Origin of the sequence: Paenibacillus aurantiacus, assembly GCF_042431225.1 — a bacterium.
GTDB classification, from domain to species: Bacteria; Bacillota; Bacilli; order Paenibacillales; family Paenibacillaceae; genus Paenibacillus_Z; species Paenibacillus_Z aurantiacus.
The window spans coordinates 148,582-167,743 of record NZ_JBHMDO010000003.1; the positions used below are offsets into that span (position 1 = coordinate 148,582).

Annotated in this window: 19 protein-coding genes and 1 pseudogene; 7 read left to right on the forward strand and 13 right to left on the reverse strand. The window is 51.1% G+C overall.

Annotation, left to right across the window (positions count from 1 at the left end; genetic code table 11):
* Window positions 1-6: 6 nt before the first annotated feature.
* From ACFFSY_RS01565 to ACFFSY_RS01575, 3 genes are read left to right on the forward strand one after another with little or no spacing between them, the layout of a single operon-like run.
* Complete coding sequence (locus tag ACFFSY_RS01565) at window positions 7-942, forward strand: ABC transporter ATP-binding protein (protein ID WP_377488864.1); 936 nt, start codon at window positions 7-9, stop codon at window positions 940-942.
* 14 nt (window positions 943-956) lie between these two features.
* A complete protein-coding gene (locus ACFFSY_RS01570) occupies window positions 957-2,081 on the forward strand; it encodes an ABC transporter permease (protein WP_377488867.1) in 1,125 nt (374 codons plus the stop codon).
* Window position 2,082: 1 nt separating this feature from the next.
* The gene (locus tag ACFFSY_RS01575; RefSeq protein WP_377488870.1) at window positions 2,083-3,231 is read left to right on the forward strand and encodes an ABC transporter permease; all 1,149 of its coding nucleotides are present in this window, start codon (window positions 2,083-2,085) and stop codon (window positions 3,229-3,231) included.
* A gap of 81 nt (window positions 3,232-3,312) precedes the next feature.
* Here the strand turns inward: ACFFSY_RS01575 and ACFFSY_RS01580 are convergent, their stop codons facing one another.
* A complete protein-coding gene (locus tag ACFFSY_RS01580) occupies window positions 3,313-4,020 on the reverse strand; it encodes a MerR family DNA-binding transcriptional regulator (RefSeq protein WP_377488873.1) in 708 nt (235 codons plus the stop codon).
* Window positions 4,021-4,163: 143 nt separating this feature from the next.
* Between ACFFSY_RS01580 and ACFFSY_RS01585 the strand changes: the two genes are divergently transcribed.
* Both ACFFSY_RS01585 and ACFFSY_RS01590 read left to right on the forward strand, forming a co-directional pair.
* Window positions 4,164-4,541: a hypothetical protein gene (locus ACFFSY_RS01585; RefSeq protein WP_377488876.1), complete on the forward strand. Its 378-nt coding sequence runs from the start codon at window positions 4,164-4,166 to the stop codon at window positions 4,539-4,541.
* A 410-nt stretch (window positions 4,542-4,951) separates the two neighbouring features.
* Entirely contained in the window at window positions 4,952-5,242 is a 291-nt protein-coding gene (locus ACFFSY_RS01590) for a CPBP family intramembrane glutamic endopeptidase (protein ID WP_377489669.1), read from the forward strand.
* A gap of 161 nt (window positions 5,243-5,403) precedes the next feature.
* Here the strand turns inward: ACFFSY_RS01590 and ACFFSY_RS01595 are convergent, their stop codons facing one another.
* The 4 genes from ACFFSY_RS01595 to ACFFSY_RS01610 all read right to left on the reverse strand — a co-directional run bounded on the left by ACFFSY_RS01595 (window position 5,404) and on the right by ACFFSY_RS01610 (window position 8,600).
* Complete coding sequence (locus ACFFSY_RS01595) at window positions 5,404-5,727, reverse strand: hypothetical protein (RefSeq protein WP_377488879.1); 324 nt, start codon at window positions 5,725-5,727, stop codon at window positions 5,404-5,406.
* 227 nt (window positions 5,728-5,954) lie between these two features.
* Window positions 5,955-6,392, reverse strand: a complete 438-nt coding sequence (locus tag ACFFSY_RS01600) for a hypothetical protein (RefSeq protein ID WP_377488882.1) — start codon at window positions 6,390-6,392, stop codon at window positions 5,955-5,957.
* A gap of 213 nt (window positions 6,393-6,605) precedes the next feature.
* Entirely contained in the window at window positions 6,606-7,400 is a 795-nt protein-coding gene (locus ACFFSY_RS01605; RefSeq protein WP_377488885.1) for a class I SAM-dependent methyltransferase, read from the reverse strand.
* A gap of 51 nt (window positions 7,401-7,451) precedes the next feature.
* On the reverse strand, window positions 7,452-8,600 hold the full coding sequence (locus ACFFSY_RS01610; protein WP_377488888.1) for a copper amine oxidase N-terminal domain-containing protein: 1,149 nt from the start codon (window positions 8,598-8,600) through the stop codon (window positions 7,452-7,454).
* Between the two features lie 458 nt (window positions 8,601-9,058).
* Here ACFFSY_RS01610 and ACFFSY_RS01615 point away from each other — a divergent pair, with 458 nt between their 5' ends.
* A complete protein-coding gene (locus ACFFSY_RS01615; RefSeq protein ID WP_377488891.1) occupies window positions 9,059-9,454 on the forward strand; it encodes a hypothetical protein in 396 nt (131 codons plus the stop codon).
* A gap of 134 nt (window positions 9,455-9,588) precedes the next feature.
* Here ACFFSY_RS01615 and ACFFSY_RS01620 read toward each other — a convergent pair.
* Together ACFFSY_RS01620 and ACFFSY_RS01625 are read right to left on the reverse strand one after the other, a co-directional pair.
* A pseudogene (locus ACFFSY_RS01620) lies at window positions 9,589-10,015 on the reverse strand (IS66 family transposase); the annotation flags it as partial.
* Window positions 10,016-10,224: 209 nt separating this feature from the next.
* Window positions 10,225-11,115: a sigma-70 family RNA polymerase sigma factor gene (locus ACFFSY_RS01625; RefSeq protein ID WP_377488894.1), complete on the reverse strand. Its 891-nt coding sequence runs from the start codon at window positions 11,113-11,115 to the stop codon at window positions 10,225-10,227.
* A 188-nt stretch (window positions 11,116-11,303) separates the two neighbouring features.
* Here ACFFSY_RS01625 and ACFFSY_RS01630 point away from each other — a divergent pair, with 188 nt between their 5' ends.
* The gene (locus ACFFSY_RS01630) at window positions 11,304-11,729 is read left to right on the forward strand and encodes a VOC family protein (RefSeq protein ID WP_377488897.1); all 426 of its coding nucleotides are present in this window, start codon (window positions 11,304-11,306) and stop codon (window positions 11,727-11,729) included.
* Between the two features lie 199 nt (window positions 11,730-11,928).
* Here the strand turns inward: ACFFSY_RS01630 and ACFFSY_RS01635 are convergent, their stop codons facing one another.
* The 6 genes from ACFFSY_RS01635 to helD all read right to left on the reverse strand — a co-directional run bounded on the left by ACFFSY_RS01635 (window position 11,929) and on the right by helD (window position 19,071).
* Complete coding sequence (locus ACFFSY_RS01635; protein WP_377488899.1) at window positions 11,929-12,942, reverse strand: phosphotransferase enzyme family protein; 1,014 nt, start codon at window positions 12,940-12,942, stop codon at window positions 11,929-11,931.
* Window positions 12,943-13,273: 331 nt separating this feature from the next.
* Entirely contained in the window at window positions 13,274-13,828 is a 555-nt protein-coding gene (locus tag ACFFSY_RS01640) for a hypothetical protein (RefSeq protein ID WP_377488902.1), read from the reverse strand.
* A 294-nt stretch (window positions 13,829-14,122) separates the two neighbouring features.
* Window positions 14,123-14,338, reverse strand: coding sequence for a hypothetical protein (locus ACFFSY_RS01645; RefSeq protein WP_377488905.1), 216 nt, complete (start codon window positions 14,336-14,338; stop codon window positions 14,123-14,125).
* A 293-nt stretch (window positions 14,339-14,631) separates the two neighbouring features.
* The gene (locus ACFFSY_RS01650) at window positions 14,632-15,090 is read right to left on the reverse strand and encodes an NUDIX domain-containing protein (protein ID WP_377488907.1); all 459 of its coding nucleotides are present in this window, start codon (window positions 15,088-15,090) and stop codon (window positions 14,632-14,634) included.
* A gap of 13 nt (window positions 15,091-15,103) precedes the next feature.
* The gene (locus ACFFSY_RS01655) at window positions 15,104-16,600 is read right to left on the reverse strand and encodes an MDR family MFS transporter (RefSeq protein WP_377488910.1); all 1,497 of its coding nucleotides are present in this window, start codon (window positions 16,598-16,600) and stop codon (window positions 15,104-15,106) included.
* A 53-nt stretch (window positions 16,601-16,653) separates the two neighbouring features.
* Entirely contained in the window at window positions 16,654-19,071 is a 2,418-nt protein-coding gene (helD, locus tag ACFFSY_RS01660) for an RNA polymerase recycling motor HelD (protein WP_377488913.1), read from the reverse strand.
* Window positions 19,072-19,162 lie beyond the last annotated feature (91 nt).

The window sequence follows — 19,162 nt, forward strand, 5'->3', positions numbered from 1 at the left end:
ATACGGATGAACGTATTGGAAATCCGCAACCTAAGCAAAAAATTCGGCGACTTCATCGCTGTCGATAACATGAATCTCAGCGTTCGCGAAGGCGAAATCTTCGGCTTCCTCGGCGCGAATGGCGCAGGCAAGAGTACGACGATCAACATGATCTCCTCGCTGCTGCGGATCACGAAGGGAGAGATCCGGCTGCTCGGCAAAGACATCGTGAAGGAGAACAAATTCGCCAAGATGAACATCGGCATCGTGCCGCAGGATCTGGCAATCTATGAAGAGATGACCGCCTACGAGAATGTGAGCTTCTTCGCCGGTTTGTACGGTCTCCGCGGCTCGCTGCTGAAGGAACGCACGGCGGAGGCGCTCGAGTTCGTCGGTCTCGGCGACAAACACAAAGCGCTGCCGAAGAGTTTCTCCGGGGGCATGAAACGGCGCCTTAACATCGCCTGCGCCATCGCCCACCGCCCGAAGCTGATCATCATGGACGAACCGACCGTAGGTATCGATCCTCAGTCGCGCAACTACATTCTGAACTCGGTCAAGAAGCTGAATCAGATGGGCTGCTCGGTCATCTATACGAGCCACTATATGGAAGAGGTCGAAGAGATCTGCACCCGAATCGCGATCGTGGATCACGGCAAGATCATCGCGGAGGGCACGAAGGAGCAGCTCAAGTCGATCATCACCGATACGAAGGAGACTTGGATCGGCGTGAAGAGCGCCGAACGTCTCGACCTGGACGCGCTGAAGCGAATCTCCGGCGTCAATTCCGTCCGGCTGGAAGAACAGATGGTCAAGATCGTGTCGAGAGGCGAGATCAACAATCTCAACTGGGTGGTCCAACAGTTGATTCGCGATGAAGTCGAGATTAGCTCGGTCGAAGAGCAAGCGCCCAATCTGGAGACGGTATTCCTGACCTTAACCGGCCGGAACCTGCGCGACTAAGGAGGTCGAAGAACGTGAACGTGCTGAACATTGCGTTATTCGAGATGAAGAAGGACTTGCGGGATAGGCGCACGCTACTCTTTATGCTTGCTTTTCCGATCGTGCTTATTCTGATCCTCGGAACGGCGCTTACGAACGCCTTCCATACCGGAATCGAAGTCGGCGATATGAAGCTGCTTGTTAGCAATACCGCCCAGAGTGAGCAGCTGAAAAGCAATTGGAACGCCTTCGCGCAAGCGATCGGCAAAGAAGGCGTCGAGTTGACGCCGGCGGCGAACAACATCGACGGCAAGAAAGCCGTCGCGGATAATCAATATACGGCGTACGCGGAGATCGACGACAATGGCATTCGCTTCTACGGAAGCAGCCGCGAGACGATCGGGAGCAATATTATCCAAGGCATGCTAACCTCGTTCGCCGACAAGTACAACTTGGCCGCGGCAGCCGTCCAGCACAATCCCGAGACGGCGCATGCCATCATCGCGGCATCGACGTCGGCCGGTTCGTTCGTCCAGGAGTCCTCGCTCGATCCGGATCGTCAACCGGGCTCCATCGATTATTACGCGATCGCGGAATCGACGATGATCGCCTTCTATGCCTGCATGTCGGCGAGCTGGCTCATTCGCGGCGAAGTAAAGCGGAAGACTGCGCTTAGGCTGGCTGCCGCCCCCGTCGGGAAGCTTGCGATCTTCGCCGGTAAGGTGATCGCGAGCACCATCATCAACTTCCTGTGCATTCTCGCGGTCGTCCTGTTCAGCAAATACGTATTCAACGCCAACTGGGGCGATCACCTCGGCTACGTGTTCCTCCTGTTGTTCACCGAAGTTCTGCTGGCGGTCAGCTTCGGCCTTGGCGTCGCCTTCCTGTTCAAAGGCGATGCGGTCAACGCCGTCATGATGATCTTCGTTCAGGTGGCCTCCATGATCGGCGGCGCCTACTTCCCTGTCGACGAGGCATCCGGCGTCTTCGGCGCAATCGCGAACATCTCGCCGCTGCGCTGGGCGAATGAAGCGTTGATGAACTTGATCTATAACCACGACTTGCAAGCCGTGTTCCCGGTTATCGGGCTGAATACCGCGATAGCGGCGGCGTTCCTCACATTCGTCGCCATTACGATGCGCAAAAGGGAGGCGTTCTGATATGAACAACATACTTTGGATCGTTCGCAGGCTGCTCCGCTCGACCTTCCGCAAGCGATCGAGCTGGCTCGTCTACTTCGGATTGCCGATCGCCGCCATCCTGCTCTCCATGCTGATCTACGGAAGCGCAAGCGGCGGCAGCCTGCGCGTCGGCGTCCTCAACCTGGATGGCGGCAAGCCATTGACGCAAGACACGATTCATTTCGTCGAAGGGCTGAACAACGTGAAGATCACGATGACGGACGAAGCGTCCATGAACAAGGACATCGCTTCCGGCAAGCTGGACAGCGGCCTGATCTTCGAGGAAGGATTCGCGGACAGCGTCCGGGACGGTCAGCCGGCCCATCTGCGCCTCGTCTCCGCCAAAGGCGCGCAAGTGACCGCTTACGTGAAGGCGCTGCTTGACGGCTACCTCGTTAACGTGGCCGCGATCGGCCAAGCGACGAAGAACGACGCCGCTGCGTTCGACGCCATCTATGCGGATTACAAGAAGTCCAGCTTCAAGCTCGACGCCGAGTCGCTTGAAGATACGGCGAAATATAAGGATATGACGTATCAATCGATCGGCTTCCTGTTGATGTTCCTTCTCACCTCCGCGGTTAACCTATGCGGACTTATTCTGAAGGAGAGAGAAGATCGCACCTTCCTCCGTCTGCTCTCCTCGCCGCTGTCGGCCCGGGGATTCGTGCTCGCGAACGTGCTCGTCACCTTCCTCATCCAGGTGCTGCAGATCGTCATTACGCTGCTGGTCTTGAAATACGCCTTCGGCATCGACTCCGGCGTTCCGTTCGGCGCTATGCTCGGCGCGCTTATCTTGTTCTCGCTCGTCGCCATCGGCCTTGCCCTGCTGCTCACCGCATTCTCGAAGAACAGCAGAGGCGCAAGCGCCCTGCAGACGCTGATCATTACGCCGACCTGCCTGCTTGCCGGCTGTTTCTTCCCAGCGGAGATCATGTCGGATACGGTGAAGAAAATCTCGAGCTTCCTCCCGCAGCACTGGCTGCTCGACACGATTACGAAGCTGCAGGACGGTCAAGTGATCGGAAGTCTCGGGCTCAACCTGGCCATTCTCGTCGCCTTCGCCGCCGTGTTCACGCTGATCGCCATCTACCGTTTCAGCCGCAACAACGATGTAAGGCAGTTTATCTGAGGTTGTCAAAAGCGCCCTCTCCCGACCGGGAGAAGGCGCTTTTGCGCGTACATATTGGTGCAGTGAAGGATTTCGAACGATTTACTCCATTTTGCAAAGTTGTACATATCTCATCATTTCCGCGATGCCATTCATTTGCATTTCCAATCGCTCATTCAGCTTGTGAAGCGCCATTTTGAAGGAGCCTTCAATTGTAGTTAGATCCTGTGTCTCCAGCGCTTCAAGCAGCTGTTTCATGCTTTCAATGAAATAGACGGTTTTCCTCAAACTGCTGAGCACAATAATCTTTTTTAACTCCCGGGATGTGAAGACTCGATATCCGTTCTCCGGATTACGCTTGGCGCGAATAAGCCCCTCCATCTCCCAATGTCGAATCGCGGATGGATTGACGCCCGTGATCGCGGCAACCTCCCCGATCTTCATCTCTTCGGTAACCGGCACATTCCTGTACTTGGAGAAGTCGGTTTTTTGAATTAAGCGCATGACCTCTTCGACTCGTTGTTTCTCCAATTGGATGTTGTACTGATGGAAGTTGATTGTCCAAAGCGCCTGCTCGACGTGACCTTTCTTCAACAAACTCATGACGTCGTAGCTGACCGGAATATCGAACCCCTTCAATAGGGTACGCAAAGCAAGGAAGGCTTGCACATGAATCGGTGAATACATTCTTCGATTACTGGCTGTTCGAGGCACGTCAGGCACCAAGTCGAGTTCTTCATATCTTCGCAAAGTTGTGGTACTGACATGAAGGAGTTGAGCAATCTGTTTCGGCGTAAAAGTTGCGTTCACTTGCAGCACCTTCCTTAAAGTCAAACTCTCAAGTACGGCAGCAATATTATATGAAACAATGGCCGTCCATACAAGGCTTCTTGTTCGGTCAAACGAAAACTTGCATCAATGTTGTATGCTCGATGTAGGAGGGTGAATGGTTCATGGAAAATTTGACACTAGAAGAAAAGCAGCAGTCGGTTGAAGCGTTCCATTCGATTATTCGCAAATCGGAAAAGGCGCTCTCTCATATGAAACCAGATGCGCCACAGACGAAGCTGCTTGCCAAGCGAATGAAGGCTGCTCGGGTTGGCGTAGGAACGCTTCTTGCACGTTGGGAAGGACTGGAATTGGAGGTCTGCCGCACGGATTTAATTGAAGCCAAGAAGGAGCTGGAGAGCGTGCTGTTGACACTTCCATCATTTCTGAACAAAACAAAAGAGGGCAGTGGTCAGTGGACTTACATGACGAGAAGGATGAAGGCTTTAACCGTTGCGATGATCTATATGGACGATTTGATTGAAAAGCTCGAAGAAGCGTAATCAACGATACATGTGGTGGCTTGTCCTGTCCTCCCGATTGGCACCAATAGCTCGAGCTTTAGCCGGGACAGGAGGCTCTTACGGCAGCGACGGAAGACCTCGATTCCACGTGGCACCGCGAGTGGCGAATTCGGGGCATACCCCGCAGTGGTACGATATGCAAGTTGTAGAACAGAGGACGCAGTGGCATATACCTCCGACCTTTAAATGGCTGCAGGGCAAGCGTTCGTCTGCCCTTCCGAGACGACAACGTCGATGAAGAAGGCGCTGTGGTTCGGCATTCTCTATCCGTCGGCATCGTGCTGTTATGCGCCATCTTCGCGCTGCTCACAGGAGCAGGACACTTAGATAGCAAGGACCTCCCGGATCTGCGTGCCGTCATAACGCTCATCGTGTCCACGCTGGTAAGTGTGATCCTGGTATTAGGCGAGGAATACGGATGGCGTGGGTTTCTGCTTCCCAAGCTGACTCAGCAGCTCGGCAAGCTGCGGGCAACCGTCGTAGTCGGCATCATCTGGGCGCTGTTCACGTCCCGGTCGTCTATTGTCTGGCCAGCGTTAACGACATGGACCATCCCGCACTCATCGTGCTCGTGCAGGCCGGATGCGTCTTTACGATTAACTTTTCGTACTCCTATTGCTATTATTTGTCGGGCAGGCTGCTCCCGGTATTGTTCATGCACGCTATCTGGAATAGCATGAATACATTCGTGAACGTGGCACCATTGACCGCACGATCCGAGGGTAACACCTTTACACCTTAATCCACACCATGTTTATCTATCAAAAGGGAGCAGCGCCGCGGCGCTGCTCCCTTTGCGTTATCCCGAATTCGTCTCCCGTTATAGTAAACCATACTGGGCCTAATCGGAGTTAGGATTGTCTGCTTTCGTCTTGCCTCGCTTTGCATATTCTTCTAGTTCCCGTTCGATCTCTTCATTTATTTCCGTTAACCCTGTATGACTATTTTGATTATGGTCGTCATCGGCTTCTTCTACTTGATACTTTTCAAAAGCCTCGTCGCGATCATCGATATTTAATTTCCTTTTGATAAGCTGCAAGTCATCATAGATCATTTTGCTTTTTTGATAGATACTAAAGATTAAGCCAAAGGCGAGTCCTAATGCAATTATGCCACCTACCGGCCCAGCTACGAGGTTTAGAAATATAGCAATTGCGATCCCCATGATCGTTCCAATTAGTGTAAGAACTTTTCCCCCTCCTCATCGTATACGCTGCACGGAACTTCACGGAAACTAGTCGACATGGTCTTTTTAACGAGACTCGAATCAACTAGAATGACACTGGAAGAGATGAAGCGGAAACCTATTGGCCGACCGGGAAACCGCCCCACCTTGCAAGCTAATTAACAGGCGTTCTTGTACCATGACCGCCCGTGATGGTAACTTTGTTTTTAGAACCATTCTTCTTCTCTGTCGATGTACCACTTACCGTCAATCTGCTTAACAGGCACTGTTTCATTCAGCTCCTGGGTTAGGTTTTGCGGTTCGCCTAATTTTAAGGTTGCGTGATATGTAACTCTCCCTTTGTTTGCATCCTGCTCGACCTTGAGCACTTCAATCTTTAAATGCGAGCCCTTCATAACTCCACCCGAAAATGTCTGCATCATGGGCTCTGTACGCTTCTCGGGAACGATGCATTCCATAATTAGCTCTGTCACTCCATAGAGTCTTCCCGTCGCATAGCTTTCTACAATTTGTCCTGGGCTTTCGTAATTCGGAGTTAATCTTACCTCTTCTTTCTCATTTGCCAGTAGCATGAAGCATACGACTAACAGTGCGATAACAACGACAATTCCGATACCCGTGCGCTTCGATAGAAACCTTTTCACTTACTTCCTACCCCCACCTATTAGTCCTTCTTCGAAATCCATTATTGATCAGAAATGTGCAGGTTGACAACTATTCGGGGGGCTGCCGCTAGTCAACGATTCCTGACCGATTCTGTATTTCCATCCAGAATTGTTTGACGTCAATTGGACTTGGGCTTTGCATCCCTCCAAGTACCGGTTGCTGTTCCTCATTAGCTGTATAATTTTTATATGCTAATTTTTTTCGCACACGAATAAGCCATGACTGCTGAGGCCTAAAATACTGCGTTCGCTACAGGTTCGCAAGTGATAATCCATCCATGCTTCAAATTGCGCTTCGTCAAGCCTATCGACATCATGCTGAATGGTATGGCTGATCCCGTCCGTGCCTACATGTTCTGTGACAGTAACAGGATACTGCTGCATAAAAGCTTCGATTTCATCCGGACTTGTAAAGTAGGCATCGGTCCAAAAGCAATCCTCATCCCCTTCAAAAATAACCCCTTCATCGAGTACTTTATCGATCACACTGCCGCGTATAAACGTGTTGTCTCTGGTCGCCAGCATGGGCATGATCGAGTATTTATTTATATAGGCAATCGCCAGATGACCGCCTTGCTTCAACACGCTCAGACATTCCTGGATACAGCGATTTCGGTCGCTTGGATCGGTTAGATGGTACATGGGACCAAAACACAAAACGAAATCGAAGGCATCAGAAGTATATTCACTTAGATCCGTTGCATTCGCGACATGCGCTTCTATCGGTAGTCCTTGTCGTTTTGCTTTATCCTTTAGGATGTCGATATGCTTCGGGGTAATATCAATCGCGACTACCTCATGATGCTGCTGCGCATAGTGAAGTGCATAGACGCCCGTTCCCGAACCTACGTCTAAAATTTTGGCATGTGGGGGCATCCTCTTACTTAGGGTATGTATCGTTGTGAGAAATTCAATTTTTCTCGAGTTCCTGGAGAATCTCGAATCTTCTTCAATGGTCTCGTAATACTGGACGACATTGTTCATCATCAGCAGCCCCCCTGGCACTCTTACAATTAGAACTTCAACTAGCCAAATACTTTATGGCATGTTTAACTCATGGTGATGCCCTTTCAGATCGATTCTATAAAAGCCAAACGTTTTTAATCTTTCATCAGAGCTTAGATCGCCATAGCGTTGATAGCCAAATGTAGAGATACCGTCAGCACTAATTGGCCAATCATAGGCCTTACCTAATGTGTCAAAAACATAATAAAATCCAGGCTTACCTAAATAATCAGACGACCATTGTCCATTGTTAAACGTTGCAGATTTTAAATTGGTTGTTTCATGGGGGTCGGGTATACCACGTCCATATGCCGTCAAATAATAGACATCGTTTAGATAGGTTTTTACCGCTTGTATCGGTGCTTTTTCAATCGCTACCCGTGCAATCTCTTCTCCTTCCACACGATACAAAATAAACTCCTGCGTTGTGTCCCAGGCATAATCCATATAAAAATGGCCCATATCTGTATCAAACCATATATCCCCAAGCTTGACCAAGTTTTTATCCTCAATCAACTCCTGATAAACAAAAGGCGTGAAAGAATCAAAATCATGGCTAAGTAATAATTGACCGTTTTCTTTAATGACTGCCATAAAACGGTCGCTATAAACTATGGATTTTCCTTGGTAAAGTAATTCTAAAGCTTGGATAAGATTAAGGTTTTCGATTGCTGTGGCGCTAACATCCCTAATGATAATCAAACTAAATGTTTGAATCTCTGCATTTTTTAAATACACGACTTTCTTATTCAATGCCTCGCCAATATACCTTAAAGGAATATACGTTGAATTATTGTAACTCCTAGCAGCCGCATCCATTTCGCTCCATTTACCATTAATAGAAATCGTATTCTTTCCTATTTTCAATAGAATGCTCTTATTGTCGTATTTAATGGTAATCGATTGATTTTCCGCATTAAAATCCACCTTTGCACCAAATCCTTCGGATATAAAACGAAGGGGTACTAATGTTCTTCCATCTTTAACAATCGGCTGAACGGCTGATACCCTCTGCCCATTAATAAATGCTATGGAGCTTTCAGGTGAGAGAATCATACTATTCTTCAAGTCGGACTCTGTTACGTCAGCATAATAGTCATGAAGATTTTCCGCATGTGCCGCAGAACCAAATGCCAGGAATAAGGTAAAAATAAATACTGTGATGAGCTTTTTCGCTTTCATTAATACACCTCCCAATAAGGAATAAAATCCCCCTTATGTAAGCGTCATGTTGTGGGCTATTTTACGCTTACCTATTAGCGATCCATTTTTTTATAAGATAATTTCTGAGAAAAACGATAATAATCTGAGGTAGTAAGACTATTAGACAATAGGTCAAAACGATAAAGGGTAGAGAGTTTATGAATATATCTGCTCCTTGCCCATCTTTAGGTTTTTCTACGAAATACCACCACGCCGGTACTGCTATGATTGACGAGACAAGAGTTGACCCCAAAACGTACTTCGTATTTCCCCAAATCAAACAAAAAGCGAATGCAAAAAGATAAAATAGGGCCCATGATGTACTGTTACTTAATATAAGGAAAAACATTACTGGATATATAACTGTAGTCGCAACTAACTGGATTGTTTTATTGCGATAAAAGAGTGTAGGTCATGTAGGTATTGTAGGTACGGACATGAGAGTTTATCACGTCAATCCAGTAAATGATCCAGGTATGGGTGAAGGTGGAAAGTCGGATACCCTGACAACTTACCGTAATAGACATAATGCAGGCGAAACTATCAAAGTTTATCGGGCAGCTCACGGTGTAAAAGCTGCTGAATGGGCGATGAATAATTATTCTAGCATCGATGGCTACTATATCCCTTGGGCATCGTGGGATGATTTTAAACTAGGATCATTAGACCCGAACTATTGCTCTAAGTTCATCTGGCAGGCTTTCTATTACGGGAATAATAAAACGGATTATATCATCGGATACTACACCGATACTAAAGAAGCCTATGTGACACCTTTGCAAGTGATTCAGAGCAGCGATCTTACCCTTGCTGGTTCGTTCTCGAGTAGATAACTCGACATAACACATGTTATTTCACACGGCAGCCGAGAAGTTATCGGCTGCCGTTTTGTATGTGGAAGTGATTGATTAGTAAGCGAAGATAGCCCACACCTAGCCATCAGGTTGTGGGCATTGCTATGCTTACATTAGCTTTTAAAGACGCGGCAGGTCAGCGGAATCTTCGGTGACCACGGCATGAGATCGTCCAGCGCTTGTGGATCCTTTGGATCTTCAAGCTGAGGTAGCTGTTCGAACAAATACTTCAAATATTGGAACGAATTTAGACCGTTTTCCTTCGCTGTTTCAATTACACTGTAGATCGTCGCGCTCGCCTTTGCGCCCCGAGGTGTGTTAGCAAACAGCCAATTCTTCCGTCTTCCGCCCGATCACAAACGGTTTGATCGAACGTTCGCTTCGGTTGTTGTCGATCTCCAGTCGGCCATCCTTTAGGAATGCCGTCAGTTTCTCCCACTGGTTCAAACTGTACGTGATCGCCTCGCCGAGCTTGCTCTTGGGCAGCAGTTTTCCTCGCTGTTGACGCAGCCAACCTGAATAAGCCTCCAGCACTGGACGACAGAAAGAGGTGCCCAAACGGGCAATGTGGAAGATTGAGTTGATGAAGAGAGACGTTTGGCTCTGTACAGCCAGTATTTCAGTTGTTGAAGTGACGGTTGAAGGTGGGCTGGATTTGACGCTTACCCCCTTACAGATTAACAATAGATATTACCACGATCTAACATTTGTGTCACTAAATTCATTTCCGTAAACTGCCCTTTAGCCTATCAATCGTTCAACACGTCCAAGTCGAGCTGACCAAGGCGTGCCTGATCGGCAATCATGTCGATCTCGGCGATCTTTCCATCCACGACCGTGAATTCGAGAATGAAGACCGGTTGATCCAAATGACCCGCGATGACGCCCACCGATCCATTCACGAGCACCGGCTTCAGGCCGCCCCGAGCACGACCGGCGAATTGGTTGGCCTGCCTGCCAACGGCCTCTGAACCCCGAACAACCGGTATATTGGCTACTGGCGCAAATGCAGTATCGTTTCGGAGTACGACATTCGGGTCTAATACGGAGAGAAGTTTTTCAAAGTCTCCGGTGCGTGATGCTGCAAGAAATGCATCGACAAGCTCCCGTTTTTGCCTGAGCTCATCTGCTCTCGAGTTGGACTCGGCCCCCTTAATCCGGAGACGTGCACGGCTCGCAAGCTTTCTTGCCGCGGCCTCGTTACGCCCGAGGATTGAAGCGATCTCCGAGAAAGACAAGGCGAATATATCGTGCAAAACGAACGCAATTCGTTCGGCGTGATTTAATTTCCCCAAAACCACAAGCATGGCAAGACCGACAGAATCGGCCATCAGCGCTTCGTGCTCGGGATCGGTTCCGTCTTGATGGTTATTCACCGGCTCAGGTACGCTAACCAAAATAAGCTCCTCGCGCCGCGATCTACGAGACCGAAGCATATCAAGACATACTCTCGAGACGATCGTTGTCAGCCATCCTCCCATATTCTCGACTCCGCTAGTATCGGAGCGGCTAAGACGTATCCATGACTCCTGTACAGCGTCATCCGCTTCACCCAGAGATCCGAGCATCCGGTAAGCTACCGCTTGCAAATGATTCCGATGCGCCTCGAATTGTTCCGCAAGCCAGTTGCGATCGTTCATACGCCACATCCCCTCCATCGTTTCCTTGTTACTTATATGTCGAACGAAACGCAGCAGATGTGACGGTGCACTGCGAAATAATTATTCGCTAGTCGGTCACGTCTCCTCGCCCGCTTACGACATAGCTAGTGACAAGGGAAACCGGCCGGTATCCTTGGAAAAACATTTAAACGAAGGAGATGAATGTTGTGAATACGAGTTTGATCCCTTTTCTTGAAATGAACGGCAGCGCTAACGAGGCCATCGATTTATATGTGAAGGCGCTGGATGCCCAAGTTGTTTATATGCTGCGATTCGGCGACATGCCGGAAAATCCGGAATCGCCGCTACCTCCGGAAAAGAAAGACTGGATCAACTACGCCGTCTTGAAAATCGGCGAATCGGAGCTTCAGCTCTCCGACCATTTTACCGGCGGCAGCTATCAGAAGGGAACGCAATTGACCATCGTTGTTCAAACCGATGACAAAGACAAGGCTACCCAATATTTTGAAACCCTAAAAGAGGGGGGTCAAGTGAATGAGCCGCTGCAGGCAAGTTTCTTCAGTCCCGCTTACGGCAATGTGACGGATAAATTCGGCGTCACGTTCCGGATCCTTACCAAAGGGAGCCAGTGATCTATCGCATTAAGTCCCCGCTCTAGCACAACTAGCAGGTGATCTTGGCTCTGTCGCATATTCAGCGGCAGGGCCGCTTGCTTTTTGAAGAGCAAATTCACCCGACCACGGATTCATGCCAAAAAGGGAGCGGCTGCGATAGCGGCTCCCTTCCTTCATTCCTCTCACTTACTTAACCCAAACACTTCCGCGCAACAGCCTACATCTTACGCGCCTCCAGCTCAAACGGCGCTTCACTCGCGTACATGTCATGGAAAAATCCCCAGTACGGGATATCGTCTTCCAGGCATCTGATTGAATATGACAGCTCCTCGTCACACGCCGGTTCTTCGCCATGGTTCCGCATCTGCTCGAACTCATCCACCAGATGTTCCATGATAGTGGCTTGGATAAATAGAGGTAACTGTTCCAACATCGACGGTTCGATCCAGGTCTCCGAACTGTACCCTTCGAGAACCGTATTGAAATAATCGGTCATAAACTGTTGGCGCTTGCCCGCGTCTGGCTCCGCTGCGACCCAGCCCACTCCGCTCTTCCAGAGATCGGCCAAGTCGTACATATACCAACCGAAGCAGGAATTGTCGAAATCATATACCGTTATGCTTCCGGTATCATAGTCGATCGAATAATTGCCGTCGTTGAAATCGCAATGGATCATGCCGTAAGATTCACGGCTTCTGTCCAATCCGTCCAACTTATTAAGCAGCTCTGCCAGCTTCCACTTAAGCAGCGCAAGAGAGTCGGGGAGCAGCTGATCGATATAAGCGGCATTGTATTTGTCCTGAAAATGATACCGGCGATGCACAGGCGCGTATCCTTTCGACAGTTGGTGCAGCTTCCCTAAGACTTTACCGCAGTTATAATAATATTCGGTGATGGGAACGCCCTCCCGATACCGATAGTGCTGCTCCGCAAGCCTCTTCCCTCGGGCCTTCTCGAACAGGCAGACAACAAAGTCGTGATCCTGATGAGTGATCGTTTCCAGCAGATTGCCCTTCCTGGAGCAGACGACATCCGAGACGCTGCCGCCATGTTCGAACAAATACCGGATATATTCCACTTCTCCCCGTAGTTGTTCCCGGCTTCTGTCCTTTAAGAAAGCGATTCGGAGTATCCGGGCATCGGCGCCCTCCCTCTCGCAGGTATACACGACATTCCGCCCTCCGGCATGTGCCGGAACAAGCTTGATATCGCAGCCTTCCAACCCGTACAACTCCGACAGTAACGGAAGTACATGTGCCTCCGCGATTGTTACAACCTCGTTATGCGTTATATGATCTCCTCCAAAGTTAGCAATTTACCAGAACGACAGGACACAGCTCGCACGACCTCATGAAGGTCGCTTTCTTCATATACACGCAGCACCTCAACCCCTAACATGTTAATGTATCCAGAATTTAACATCACGTATTGGATTTCGCAATAGAAAGATCAACTATAACTAAACTGGCTCTAGTTTCTCCAAGCCAAAAAGCAGCCATCATGACGACAGCTGCCATAAGTGTTTATTCAAAATCGTATCGCGCAGCTTCCCGTGCGAAATGCTACCCCAACCATCCTTCGAATGGATGCGTTCTCCATTCCTCTTCAGTCATTGTTCGTTCATCATCCATAACAACTTGGAGGGCATAGTGAAGGAGTTGCTGCCCCTCCAATTGAACCTCTTCTTGCACATCCGTCAGGACGCCATTGCACAACAAAGCGATCGAAGCCGCTGCATACCAGCCCATTCTAAACTCAAAACTATCTTCAGCGCGAATATGGAAGATCAGCTCCGTATCAGCTTCGGAGAGCTTCGCCTCTATCGGGCTTAACTGCCGTGGTCTGCCGAATAACTTGCTAAGGAATGGTCTATTCTTGCTTTTCGTATCCATCGGGTGCACATACAATTCGAAGCCGCTCATAAGCTCCCTATGATTCAGCGCTTTATTCGGGCAATCGTGCAAGACGATTTTGAAAGGCACAAAACCAGCGTGACCATGAAATGAGAATTCCGGATACACGTCCACCTGCATGTTAAATTTGTTTATTTCCGAAATCCAGTCGGGGATAACGCTGTCGCTCAGCCCCTTTAGTTGAACAGTCAGCGTATAACTCATCCGTTTGACCTCTCCGCTATAGTGGGACGCCTATATCTCTAGAAATTTTATTCGCGATACCGCTATCTGATGTATCCCGCGATACGATTTAGTTGCTCGACATCCTTCAGCCGGATCTTCAATGTCGTTTGCGGAACTCCCGTACCCCCATATAATCGGCGCCTTCCTGTGTAGAATGAGTAGGTACCGGATGCTCAATAATTCATAATCAATGTGCTGATTATGAAGTCGTGCTATTTATTTATCCATGTTCATTCAGACTCCTATATTATAAATAGGGGCTTTGCTAATCGTCTAAACATCCTCATCCGTCCAAGGCTCTATTGTTTTAATCGCGCTAAGTGGAATCAGTAGTCGCGTATCGTCACGCGCTTCGGTCGGCATAATCACAATCACATTGTTAAAATAATAATAGTTAACATACATTCCTGTTACAGATAGATTATCTAGAAAAGTTATTTTAATCCCTCGATTCAAGTATCCCTTCATGAATACTTCTTGTGTTTCCACATGCGTCCCCCTCAAATCAAAATTCAGCATTCCATTGGTTCTATCTAACTTTTTCTATATACTACCATAAGCAAGTTAGTACGGAGACTATATTCTCATCTCTAGATAGAGTCAAAGTACGAATGAATCAACGAGTCTACGAGCTAAGGAAGATCGGACAGTGCAATTTGCATATAGCAGACAGTGCATCGGAAATCGCCATGCACCGGTAAGCGATCGCTCAACATAAAAAAGCTGCCGGCACTCTCCGGCAGCTAGCACAAATTATTCCGTCCGTTCATCGAATCGGCATTTTAAGAACGAAGCAGTTCGGTCTTCCCCTGAAGCAAATCTTCAAAAACCGGCCGCTGTACTTGGTTGATTCGCTCCAGCGCGATATCGGTGAGATCCCAGAATCGTAACTTCAACGATTCGCCTCGATCATCCTGGAAGTTGATCGTAACGCCGTCGTCCGCAACATGCTCTTCGTGATTGGTCCAAGCGTGGAAGAGAAACATCACGAAGACAACCTGGTTGCCATCCGGATAGGTGTATTGCATTCTCGGTCCGGTATAGACGGCGTACAACTCGCAGCGCTCGACCGTTAGTCCGGTCTCCTCGATCACTTCCCGGATCATCGTCTCTTGAATCGTCTCGCCTGGATCCATGCCTCCGCCCGGCAATCCCCAATCGCCGTAATCGGATCTCTGCTGCAATAGGATTCTACCTTGGCCATCTCTTATAATCGCTCCGCCAGTTACAACAATTCTCATGTCCGGCATCTCCCTAGTGACCCGCCATCATCGCCGGGTCCGGCGCGTCCCCGCCGGCCGTGCCGCCGTCTTCCTGCTTCTTCGGTTTGCGCAGGATGAGCGACAGCGCGACGCCAACGGTCACGATGCACGCGGACAGGAAGAACGTGTCGCCGTATCCCGCGACGACGGCGCTTAGCGGGTTCGCGTCCGCTCCCGCGCTTGCGGCGTGGGAGGCGATTTGCGACGTCAGATACCCCGTCAAGCCCGCGGCCGCGAACGAGACGACGACTTGCTGAGCGGCGGTCGTCAGCGGCGTGACCCGGCTCACCAGACGGCGCGGCGCGGAATTCAGCACATGCGTATTAAGCGGCATCATAGCGAAGCCCATGCCGAGCCCCATGAGACAGATGCACGGGATGATTACCCAGAGCGAGGTATCCACCGAAATGCCGGATAGGATGAACAAGGAGATCGAGATAACGGCAAGACCGGAGAAGGCGAGCGGACGCGCGCCGATCTTATCGAACAGCCGGCCGCTGATCGGCATGCCGATTCCCGAGCATAACGCCTGCGGCATCAGAATCCAGCCCGTCTCAAGCGCCGAGTAGTGCATGACGCTCTGCAAGTACAGCGGCACGATCAACATGGCGCCGAACAGCGCGAGCTGCACGATCCACGCCAAGAGGATGCCGCGCGTGAAGTCGGATGACTTGAACACTTTAAGCTCCAGCAGCGGCTGCTTCTGCCCCAGTTCCACGAAGATGAAGAGGATGAGCGCGATGCCCCCGATAGACAAGCCCGTGATCGTCGACGTCTGGGACCAGCTGGAGCCGCCTTCGCTAACGCCGTACGCCAGCATGGAGAAGGCGATCGGCGCGAGGCACATGCCGATGACGTCGAGATGCGGCGCTGCATGACGTTCGGATTTCGGCAAATATTTAACCCCCAGCATCATCGCGATAATGCCGATCGGCAGATTGATGAAGAAAATCCAGTGCCAGCTGACGGAATCGACCAGCCAGCCGGACAGTACGGGACCGAACGCCGGCGCCATCAGCATCGGGATGCCGAGCATGCCCATGATGGAGCCGCGGCGCTCCGGCGGCGCGAGCTTGAACACCATGGCCATTCCGATCGGCGCCATCATGCCGCCGCCCAGGCCTTGAATGACCCGGAACACGATCAGCTGCTCCGGGGTCTGGGCGATGCCGCACAGCACGGAGCCGATCGTGAACAAGGCGATCGTGATCAAAAACACTTGCTTGGCGCCGAATCGATCGGTCATCCAGCCCGCGAGCGGGATGACGGCGGATAACGCCAGCGTGTAGCCGGTGACCGTCCATTGGATCGTCTTCAGGTCCGTATCGAAATACGCCACGAGCTTCGGAATGGCGTTATTGACGACGGTGCTGTCCAGAATAACCATGATCATGCCGACAATAATCGCCAGAAGCGGCGGCAGAATCGCTTTCAGCGAGAAATCGTCCCCGGCGGCTGCCGGCGTTGCGCTTGGCTTAGGAACTGACATAGATTCCAGCTTTCTGCTCATCGAGAGCTTGAATGTAGGTGATAATCGATCGATCAATATGGCGCTATCTCGAACAAATCCGCGGGCAGCGCCTGCACGAACGGCGACCATTCGCCCGTCGCGTACAGCTGAAGCCGGTGCATCGCCCGCGTGCACGCCGTGTATAGAAGCTTGCGTTCGTTCTCTGGGCCGTAAGCTTCATCCGATGCTTCATAGACCAAGACGGCATCGAACTCGACGCCCTTGGCGAGATACACGGGAATGACCATAGCCCCTCGCTCGAATTCCACCGTCTCCTGCGTGATGAGCTGCAAGTCCTCACCGCCATGAAGCCTTAACGCTGCATGGGCATCCCGGCACTCGGCCGCGCTCTTCGTAATGACGGCGATAGACTCGAAGCCCTCGGCTTTGAGCGCCGCGATATCCGCGATAATCCGCGCATTGCGCTTCTCCCTGCCATCCAGTCTCGTCAGAAGGGGCTTCGGGCCTCTCCGATCGAAAGGCATGATCTCTTCCCCGCCCGGAAGCATCGCTCGCGTAAACTCGACAATCTCCCTAGTCGACCGATAGCTGCGCACAAGGCGGATCAGGCAGGTATCGGCCTCGCCGTACAGGCGGACCAGCGTCGAATCGGATGCGGCCAAATGGGTCGACTGCATATAGATCGCCTGCCCGAAATCGCCGAGCACCGTCATGCGGGCACGGGGGAACAGCTTCTTGAGATATTCATACTGAAACGACGAGTAATCCTGCCCCTCATCCACGAATACATGCCGAATCTCGGTGTTCGTGCGGACGCCTTCGATCAGCTCCTTCACATACAAGTACGGCGTCGCATCCTCATAGAACAACTCGCTGCCGAGCATCTTCTCGTTCGTCTGCCTGCATATTTCCGACCACAGCGTAGGGACGTCGGCCCCGTTCGTTCGCGCCCGATAAGCAGCCTCACTCTCGAACAATTGGCCATAGACCGCCTGGAGATCGACGAACAAGAAGCGCTTCACGCTTTTCCTTAGCGGCCTGAACCGTTCTTTCACGATGCTGCGGCGCAGCATCGCCTCTTCCTTCATCGCGAAGTCGAAGTCGCCCTCTTCTTCCCGGCGCTTGTTGTTCAATCGTTCGCGAACGGAGGTATAGTGTTCCGCAAGGTCGAACAGCTCTCTGTCTTTGTGCAGCACGCCGAACACTTCCGCGTACTGATCGGCGTCGAGATAATTCAGCTCTTCCTCGACCCAAGCCGCTCCCAGTTCCTTACGTTCCAACGACGCCAATCTTTTCAGCAGCCATTCCTGCAAGAGCACGACGCGATTGTGAAGCGGCAGGGAACGGTCGTAGCCGTAAAATTCCGCATGCATGCGTTCCGCCGTAATCAACTCGCGGTTCTGAAGCCGAATGCCCTTGAATCGCATCCCATCTTGCCCCAACCACGCGCCATAATGCTGCAGCGCTTGCAGGTAAGCATCGGATGCTTTGTACGCGATCCCCTGAAGACGAGCTTCGTACCCCGGCGTGCCTTGCGCGGTCAGCACATACTCCATCTGATCGAAAGGGTCTTCCGGCCGTAATGATTCGCCCAGCCAGTAGTCGAGATATTCTTGGAACGTCGTCTGCTGCATGTTCTCCTCGCCAAGCTCCGGCAGGACGGTGGAGACGTAGCTGGCGAACATCGGATTCGGCGAGAACAGCACGATCTGATCGGCCTTGATCGTCTGGCGGTGTTTGTACAATAGGTACGCCACCCGCTGCAGCGCCGCGGACGTCTTGCCGCTGCCGGCCGCCCCTTGCACGATTAGCATCCGGCTTGCGTCATCGCGGATAATGGCGTTTTGTTCCTTCTGGATCGTGGCCACGATGCTCTTCATTTGCGAGTCCGCTCCCTTGCCGAGCACCTGCTGCAGCAATTCGTCCCCGATCGTCTCGCTTGCGTCGAACATGTTGCGGATGTGCCCGTGCTGAATCTGGAACTGCCGCTTGAGCTCCATCGTTCCATCGATGCGGCCGCCCGGCGTGTCGTACGATGCAGGGCCCGGGGAATAATCGTAGTACAGGCTCGCGATCGGCGTGCGCCAGTCGTAGATCAGGAAGCTCAAGCCGTCATCGTCGAGGAAGGAAGATACGCCGATATAGATCTGCTCGCGGAAGTCCGTGCCTTCCTCCCGATAATCGATGCGTCCGAAATAGGGGGACGGAAGCAGCCGATTCATGCTCTTCCATTGCTGCGTCAACAGCTTGTGGCCACGCTCCCGCTCGGCCAATACCGCCGACTGCTGATTAATCGTATGGAAGGTCTCTTCGAAATCTTCGTCGGTGGCCGTGTTAATCGTGACTTCTTCCCAGAATCGCCTGCGGATGTCCGCCGCTTGATCATGCAGGCCGGCAACCTCCGGCTCCAGCTCGGCGATTCTCGATTGCAGCTTGTTTCTGACTTCTTCTAGCCGTTCCCGTTCCTGCTGCCAATCCTTCGCATCCATATTTACGTGAACACACTCCTTTTTTCCGTTCTCTGGGGTAAAAAAAGAGCATTGACAGATTAAAGCTCCAGCTGTACAATTAAATTAGGGG

Excerpts from the sequence above, each read along its gene's own strand:
- ACFFSY_RS01565 (WP_377488864.1), top strand. The coding sequence starts at position 7 with ATGAACGTATTGGAAATCCGCAACCTAAGCAAAAAATTCGGCGACTTC.
- ACFFSY_RS01575 (WP_377488870.1), top strand. The coding sequence starts at position 2,083 with ATGAACAACATACTTTGGATCGTTCGCAGGCTGCTCCGCTCGACCTTC.
- ACFFSY_RS01585 (WP_377488876.1), top strand. The coding sequence starts at position 4,164 with ATGGAAAATTTGACACTAGAAGAAAAGCAGCAGTCGGTTGAAGCGTTC.
- ACFFSY_RS01595 (WP_377488879.1), bottom strand. The coding sequence starts at position 5,727 with ATGGGGATCGCAATTGCTATATTTCTAAACCTCGTAGCTGGGCCGGTA.
- ACFFSY_RS01605 (WP_377488885.1), bottom strand. The coding sequence starts at position 7,400 with ATGATGAACAATGTCGTCCAGTATTACGAGACCATTGAAGAAGATTCG.
- ACFFSY_RS01610 (WP_377488888.1), bottom strand. The coding sequence starts at position 8,600 with ATGAAAGCGAAAAAGCTCATCACAGTATTTATTTTTACCTTATTCCTG.
- ACFFSY_RS01615 (WP_377488891.1), top strand. The coding sequence starts at position 9,059 with ATGAGAGTTTATCACGTCAATCCAGTAAATGATCCAGGTATGGGTGAA.
- ACFFSY_RS01625 (WP_377488894.1), bottom strand. The coding sequence starts at position 11,115 with ATGAACGATCGCAACTGGCTTGCGGAACAATTCGAGGCGCATCGGAAT.
- ACFFSY_RS01640 (WP_377488902.1), bottom strand. The coding sequence starts at position 13,828 with ATGAGTTATACGCTGACTGTTCAACTAAAGGGGCTGAGCGACAGCGTT.
- ACFFSY_RS01650 (WP_377488907.1), bottom strand. The coding sequence starts at position 15,090 with ATGAGAATTGTTGTAACTGGCGGAGCGATTATAAGAGATGGCCAAGGT.
- ACFFSY_RS01655 (WP_377488910.1), bottom strand. The coding sequence starts at position 16,600 with ATGTCAGTTCCTAAGCCAAGCGCAACGCCGGCAGCCGCCGGGGACGAT.
- helD (WP_377488913.1), bottom strand. The coding sequence starts at position 19,071 with ATGGATGCGAAGGATTGGCAGCAGGAACGGGAACGGCTAGAAGAAGTC.